General features: G+C 65.2%; 6 protein-coding genes. 3 read left to right on the forward strand and 3 right to left on the reverse strand.

Annotation, left to right across the window (positions count from 1 at the left end; genetic code table 11):
* Window positions 1–255, forward strand: a 255-nt coding sequence (locus DIZ27_RS46440) for a hypothetical protein (RefSeq protein WP_181384032.1), incomplete at its 5' end; no start/stop codon positions are given.
* A gap of 170 nt (window positions 256–425) precedes the next feature.
* On the forward strand, window positions 426–3050 hold the full coding sequence (locus DIZ27_RS44085; RefSeq protein ID WP_258308910.1) for an Eco57I restriction-modification methylase domain-containing protein: 2625 nt from the start codon (window positions 426–428) through the stop codon (window positions 3048–3050).
* A gap of 59 nt (window positions 3051–3109) precedes the next feature.
* Here the strand turns inward: DIZ27_RS44085 and DIZ27_RS44090 are convergent, their stop codons facing one another.
* Window positions 3110–3322 (reverse strand): DUF397 domain-containing protein, encoded by a 213-nt coding sequence (locus tag DIZ27_RS44090; RefSeq protein WP_109383870.1) that lies wholly within the window; start codon window positions 3320–3322, stop codon window positions 3110–3112.
* Window positions 3319–4137, reverse strand: a complete 819-nt coding sequence (locus DIZ27_RS44095) for a helix-turn-helix transcriptional regulator (RefSeq protein WP_109383873.1) — start codon at window positions 4135–4137, stop codon at window positions 3319–3321. Before DIZ27_RS44095 ends, DIZ27_RS44090 begins: the two co-directional genes overlap by 4 nt.
* A gap of 210 nt (window positions 4138–4347) precedes the next feature.
* Here DIZ27_RS44095 and DIZ27_RS44100 point away from each other — a divergent pair, with 210 nt between their 5' ends.
* Window positions 4348–4866 (forward strand): ATP-binding protein, encoded by a 519-nt coding sequence (locus DIZ27_RS44100; RefSeq protein ID WP_258308911.1) that lies wholly within the window; start codon window positions 4348–4350, stop codon window positions 4864–4866.
* A 62-nt stretch (window positions 4867–4928) separates the two neighbouring features.
* Here DIZ27_RS44100 and DIZ27_RS44105 read toward each other — a convergent pair whose 3' ends face one another.
* Window positions 4929–5297, reverse strand: coding sequence for an NUDIX hydrolase (locus tag DIZ27_RS44105; protein WP_258308912.1), 369 nt, complete (start codon window positions 5295–5297; stop codon window positions 4929–4931).
* Between the last annotated feature and the right edge of the window lie 225 nt (window positions 5298–5522).

The following is a 5522-nucleotide window of genomic DNA, read 5'->3' on the forward strand; positions in this document are numbered from 1 at the left end:
GTCCTCAAGCACACCCGACGCAGCGTGGTCCGCCAGCTCGCCGACACCCCACCGAAGATCCGCAGATTCCTGACCGCGCTGGCGGCGAAGGTCCGCCGGAAACTCGACAGCGGCACCCGCCGACTGCGAGAGGCAGACCGCTTCCTGAAACGGCCCAACTCGCTGTACTCCTACCGACCGAAGGGCAAACCGAAAGCCCTACCACGCCACGTGCCCGCCAGGACCATCACACTGCAGGCGACGATAGTTCAGTAGTCAAACAACGGCATTGGCTTCCGGCGAAGGAGTGGGGGGCGGTCGCGGCCGAGAAGGAGGCCAAGGCGCTGGCGCCGGAGGAGGCGAAGGCGCTGGGGGCCTGGCGGCGGGCGATCACCAAGTCACCCAGCAAGAAGCAGACGGAACGGTTGCAGGGGCTCGCGCGGCGCGTGGAGTACCTGTGGGGGCTGGTCGCGCGGCGGCTGGAGATCTCCGAGCGGGACATCTCGCGGCGGATCCCGGTGTGGGGCGCGGAGGACGGCTGGCTGCGGTCGCCCGAGGTCGCGGTCCAGCGGGAGAAGGTGCTGGCGGATCTGGAAAGCGTCGACACGCCGTACTGGCGGCTCAAGACGCTGATGGACGCGTGGTGTTCGCTGTGGTTCTGGCCGGTGCAGAGTGCTGCGCTGCTGGACGGTACGCATGAGGTGTACCGGCGGGTGGCCGAGCTGGAGGCCACCGCTGTTCCGGAGGCGGAGGCTGCGGACGATGTGCTGATGGCTTGGGAGGCGGATGCGCTGCCCGGGTTCGCGGCGGGGCCTGAGCAGATGAGCCTCACGCGGGAGAACGTTGAGCGGAGGCGTGCGGGGCGGCGCAAGGAGCAGGTGAAGGGGCGGGACCGGGCGGTTGTCGCGCTGGCGGAGCTGGATGACTGGCTGGACTTCGCGGAGTCGCTGCTGGGGCGGCGGGATGTGCCGGAGGACTCGCTGATCTCCGAGTTCGAGCGGCTGGATGAGCTGGAGCGGTTCGAGGACGCTCTGCCGGATCTGATGGGCATGGAGGGGGCTCATCATCTGGAGGAGCGGTATCCGTGGGCGGGGGTGGCTCGGGATGTTGCGAGGCGGCAGGGGTTCTTCCACTGGGAGTTGGAGTTCGCGCAGGTGTTTGCGCGAGGTGGGTTTGATGTGCAGGTGGGGAATCCGCCTTGGGTGCAGCCACATTGGCACGAGAATCAAGTTCTGGCCGAGCTGGAGCCCTGGTTCATGCTGGCTGAAAAGCCAAGTGCTGCGGAGTGGCGGCTGCGCAAACAAGAGCTAATGGAAGCCGTCGGGCACGGCTACTTCCTTGGAGAGTTGGCCACCAACGCTGGAGTCTCAACCGTCTTGAGCAGTCCGGCCACTTATCCGCTGCTCGCCGGAACTAAGACCGACCTCTACCGAGCCTTCATGGATCAGGTGTGGCGGCATGCCACACTGCATGGAAGTACAGGGCTAATTCATCCGGATACCCACTTCGGCGGCGTGCGCGAAGGAGCCATCCGGGCCGCCGCATATCGACATCTCCGAGTTCACGCACACTTTGTCAATTCCGCGAACTGGGCTTTTGAGGATTTGAACCGCTCAGCAGAATTTGGCATGCATATCTATGGGACGTCTCAAGAACCTAACTTTATGCACCTCAGCGAACTACGCGGCGCTGATGTCCTCCCCGCTTCTCTGAGCCATAACGGGAATGGTCCAACTCCCGGCATTAAACACGAGGGCTCGTGGGATATTCGACCCCATCGTGAACGCGTGGTGCATGTCAACTCGACTCTACTGGCCAGTTGGCACACACTAATGAGTTCAGAGGGCGGAGCCGCACAGACCCCTCTGCTGCACCCAGTCCTCGTCAGTGAACAAGGCGCGATCGAAGCATTGGCCTCCTATCCTCGTAGACTCGCCACCTACAACCCTTTGATCACAACAGGCTACGACGAGGGGGCAGCCCAGAAGCAGGGACTAATCCGCTGGGGAAATCAGGAAGTTTCTTCACTGAAAGATGTGATCCTCCAAGGGCCACATTTCGCATCGGCCCTTCCTTTCTCAAAAGAACCACGGATTCCCTGCCGAAGCAACAGGGACTGGGACCCGCTAGCCCCAACACAGTTGCCCGAGGGATACATCCCAGTGACTAACTATGTGTGGGCTACCGACGAAGCGACCTACACAGCAGCACAGAGCAACTGGAATGATAAGCCACCCACCTCGCATTTCCGCCTTGCTTGGCGGAGGATGATCCCCTTTGACAGCAGTCGCTGTCTCCATGCTGCGCTTATCCCACCTGGCCCTGCACACATCGACGGCGTTTCCTCGATGGCGCTAGCTGATAACCGGCTCACCACGCTTAATGCAGGGTTCTGGGCCGCGCTTCCCTTGGACTATCTGTTGCGAATCACGGGGCGGCGACACCTCCAGGTAAGCGAGGCTCGCAAGATGCCCGCTCCAGATCCAAAACATCCTCTTGCCCCTGCTCTACTCCTCCGAACTCTCCGATTGAACGCCCTCACCAACCACTATGCTCAGCTATGGGAAGAACTGTTCGACCCTCAATGGGAGGGCTATGAAGGTTGGGCCAATACCAATTGGTCCAACCTCAAGCCGCTTGCCGCCAACCTCAACTCAACCTGGCGATACACGACTCCTCTACGTACTGAACACGAACGCCGAGCCGCGCTCGTCGAACTTGACGCCCTAGTGGCTGCCTGGCTCGGCATCACTGCCGACCAGCTCGCCACGATCTTCAAGTCTCGCTATCCGCAGCTCTACGACTATGAGTCGGTAACCTACTTCGATGCCAACGGTCGGAAAATCGCAGGTGACTTCAACACCTACGGCCATGGCCAGACCAAGCAGGATTACCTCGACCTGTTGGCGCACCTGGAGGACCCGGAGGGCACCCCACCTCCGGTTGGCTACCAGGCACCCTTCTACAAGGCCGACCGGGAATCCGAAATGCGGGCGGCGCACGCTCACTTCCAAGCCCGCTTGGACGCCGAGATCGCGGCCGGGCGCTGGTCACCGCCGCAGTCCTCGTAAACATGTCAGTGCCCCGTGACCCAAGTCAGCCGTCACGGGGCACTGCGATGCTCTTCGCTCTATGCGGTATGCCGAGCAGCGAAGCCGACGAACTCCGCCCACGTCCCCGGCGCAAGGCTGACCATCGGCCCCGCCTTGTCCTTCGAGTCGCGTACGTGCACGCCACCGCTCCCGGCGGCCACCTCAACGCACTCGCCGCCATCCCCGGCGCTGTAACTACTCTTGAACCAAGCCAGGTTGTCGAAGTTCCGACCGGTCGTTTCCCCGCTCATCTCTCTCCCAACAGCTTCTCGATCAACGAGAGCGATTCAGCCGGTGTGAGCGCCTGCGCTCGGAGACTCCCGTACGCCGCCTCAAGCTCCCGGACCTTCCCGCGCTCGGTGTGGACGTGGCTATCACCTTGCACCTCTGTGTAGGCGATCCTCCGCTCATCCTTGGTCTCCATCAAGGTGAACGGGCCAGCCAGTCCTGCGTGTTCCTTGCGGGAGAGGGGCATCACCTGGATCTCGACGTTCCGCTGCTCCCCGGCCAGCAGGAGATGCTCCATCTGTCCCCGCCAAACGGTCTCACCACCGAGCGGGCGGTGCAGCACTGCTTCCTCGATGACGAAGGTCAGGTGCGGTGCCGGGCGCCTGGCGAAGATGTCCTTCCGTGCCATGCGTGCGGTCACGCGCTGTTCGATGAGTTCCGCATCCAGCAACGGACGCCACATCGCGCACACGGCACGGGCGTACTCCTCCGTCTGCAACAGTCCAGGGACAGCCCGGGTGCCGTACACATGGAGTTCGACCGCCTGCGCCTCCAACCGCGCCGCATCCCGAAAGAACGCCGGATACTGCGCCCTCGCCACCTCCTCCTTACCCGCCTTCAACAACCCACCCGCATCCAGCAGTTCATCCGCGTTGTCGATGAACTTGGGCGGCGGGATCCGCCGCCCCTGCTCGAAGCTGGCGATGGTCGACGCGGAGTACCCCGCCCTGCTCCCCAGCGTCGCCCGGTCCAGCCCCGCCCGCTCCCTGCACAGCTTCAACTGCCGTCCGAAGACGTGCAGGATGCCCGCGCTCGCCTCCTGCTCCTGGCCGTCCACCTGCTGTCGCTGTTCCTCCACGCCCGGCACCTCCCGTACGTACTCACCGCCGAACACCCCGCACCGTCATCGCGTACGCAACCAACCCGCCCCGCAGGGGACCCGTCACGGCTCACCCCGTGTACAAGCCCCGCGTCGGCGACGTACAGCCACCGCCGGTCAGCGCGTCACGCCTGTTCAACGCTACGCACAGTTCGCCACGGTTACCCCATGAAGTCAGCAACTCCCCCACAAAGGCGTACGCCCCGGCCGACCCGCACCTTCGCGATGCAGTTCACCTCGACCCCGCGCGGCGCGCGCCTCGCCCGCCGGCTGGTCTCGCACCGCCTGGACGCGTGGGGCCACCCGTACGCCTCACCGGCGAACGAGACGGTCACCCTGATCGCCGCCGAACTCACCGCGAACGCCGTCCGGCACGGACACGTGCCGGGCCGCGACTTCCACCTGCGCCTCGCCCAGGCCGAGGACGGCACGCTGCGCGTCGAGGTCGCGGACACCCGCACCGAGCGACGGCCGGTCGCCGGGACACCGGCCCCGGACGGCGAGTCGGGCCGGGGCCTGCTCCTGGTGGACGCCCTCGCCGACGACTGGGGCGTCCTGCCCCGCCCGGCCGGCCCCGGCAAGACCGTCTGGGCGGAGTGCGCACCCCCGCCGGAACCGCCCGCGCCCACCCCCAGCATGACGTTCCTCGGCACATGCGCGGGCAGATCGTCGTTCCGTGCCGAATGACTTCGGCTGCGGTGGGTCGCATCGACCGGGGCACCGCGAACGGCCGTCTGTCGGGCAAGGCGTCACCGGCTCGGTGCGGCGTCGAGATACACCTGCACCGGATCGAAGAGGCCGTAGGGCACGTACTCGGAAATCCGGCCGAGCGGAACCCACGCAACCTCGGCGAGTTCCTCATCGTCCGCGACGTGGGGAGTGCCGGACTCCGTGGCACAGGCGACGTACGACATGCTGCGGCCGGTCCTGGGGTGGACCCGCTCTCCGAGCGACTTGAGCGCGGTCACGTTCATGCCGACTTCCTCGCGGGTCTCGCGTACGGCTGCCTGCTCGGGGCTCTCGTCGGGCTCGATCCCGCCCGCCGGGAACTGCCACGACAGCCGGCCTTCCGTGACCCGGCGACGGACCATGAGAACGCCACCGCCCTGGTGTGCGATATCCCGTGAGTTCTCCTGAGGCCCGCTGAGTGCCCGAGGCCGTGGCCAGGGGCTTCTTCCCCCTTCGTGTGCTCTACCAGGGTGTGACATGACTTCTGGATTCTTGAAGTGTTCTCAGTGTGTGCGACCGATCTGCGGTCTGGTCGAAGACGAGGAGGCGAACCGGAGAGGTTCGAGGCCGACGTGCCGGCCGGCCGGCCAGGCTTGCGGCGGCGGACCCGGCGT

Origin of the sequence: Streptomyces sp. NWU339 (genome assembly GCF_003143855.1) — a bacterium.
Taxonomy (GTDB): Bacteria; Actinomycetota; Actinomycetes; order Streptomycetales; family Streptomycetaceae; genus Streptomyces.

Excerpts from the sequence above, each read along its gene's own strand:
- DIZ27_RS44100 (WP_258308911.1), top strand. The coding sequence starts at position 4,348 with ATGAAGTCAGCAACTCCCCCACAAAGGCGTACGCCCCGGCCGACCCGC.
- DIZ27_RS44090 (WP_109383870.1), bottom strand. The coding sequence starts at position 3,322 with ATGAGCGGGGAAACGACCGGTCGGAACTTCGACAACCTGGCTTGGTTC.